Annotated in this window: 2 protein-coding genes; one reads left to right on the forward strand and one right to left on the reverse strand. The window is 34.1% G+C overall.

Annotated elements, in window-relative coordinates; genetic code table 11:
* Positions 1–380, forward strand: a 380-nt coding sequence (locus A5294_RS06395) for an MscL family protein (RefSeq protein WP_064340737.1), incomplete at its 5' end; no start/stop codon positions are given.
* 85 nt (positions 381–465) lie between these two features.
* Here the strand turns inward: A5294_RS06395 and A5294_RS06400 are convergent.
* Positions 466–954: a DUF3566 domain-containing protein gene (locus tag A5294_RS06400; protein ID WP_100066595.1), complete on the reverse strand. Its 489-nt coding sequence runs from the start codon at positions 952–954 to the stop codon at positions 466–468.
* Positions 955–1,241 lie beyond the last annotated feature (287 nt).

Genomic DNA, 1,241 nt, shown 5'->3' on the forward strand with positions numbered 1-1,241 from the left:
GAGGCAGCGTAATCGATATGGCTGTCGGTGTTGTTATGGGTAGTGCAGTAACTGCAGTAGTAACAACGATAGTTAATTATATTATTAATCCTCTTATCGCAATGATTTGCGGAAAGCCAGAACTTAATGGCGTTCTAACTATTAGTATGAATGGTGCAACAATTTCTTTTGGCGCAGTAATTGGAGCATTATTGAATTTCCTTATTGTTGCTACAGCAGTTTATTTCTGCATTGTTTTACCTATTAATAAATTACGTGAAATTGGTGCAGATTTGTTGCAAATTGAACATGAAAAAACTGAAGAAGAAAAAAGAAAAGAGCGCGAAGAAAAAACTATTCAACTGTTACAAGATATTCGTGACGAACTAGTAAAACGCTAATTTCTTATTTTTCTTATAAAAAATTCCCACTGCTTCGTAGTAAACAGTGGGAATTTTATTATCCAAAACTAAATTATTCACACTATCAGTCGTCACCTAAAGTAATGTGAATTCCTCCAACTAATGAACCAACAACGTTATATAGAAGGGCAATTATTGCAGATAATACGGTTATTATAATTATTTCTACAATTGAAAAAATAGTTACAGCACTTAATACTGTTGGGAGTGAGAACACATCTGCAAGATTAAAACCGTTACTATCCAAACCAGTAGAAGAAACAATCTGCGTTACTTGATCAAATACACCAATCATATTCAAGAACAACCACACTAAACCTGCAGCAATAACTTGAATAATTCCTCCTGCAACACTTAGAAGGAATGTTACTTTTGCTACAGACCATGCATCTACTCTTACTAAAGAAAGACTCATACGACGAGCACGCGGAACACGTCCTGATTTTGTTGCGTTTGTTTTATTGGAAATAGATGAAGCAACGCCACCAATTGTACGACGATACGTATTGGAACTACCACTAACACGTCCAGAAGATGATGAATTTTTAACAATATTTCCTAAAGAAGAATTACCAGATACTTCATCAAAATTATTTTCTTCACTTGAATAATTAGCTTCCTTAGAAGGAACCATTTTTTCTGCAGATAATTCTGTGTCATTAGACAAAAATCTTGCAGATTCCTCATTCATATTCATCGGATTTTGCGATGGCTCAAAATTTTCGCTCATCTCAGTGTTCCTTCTCTTATTAATTTGCTTATAATCAGTGCCATTATACCAATGAGAGTACCAATAAAAACAGACTAGAACAGTTTTTATTCTGTCTCTTATACACATCT

It is taken from the genome of Gardnerella sp. 30-4 (assembly GCF_001641215.1).
GTDB lineage: Bacteria > Actinomycetota > Actinomycetes > Actinomycetales > Bifidobacteriaceae > Bifidobacterium > Bifidobacterium leopoldii.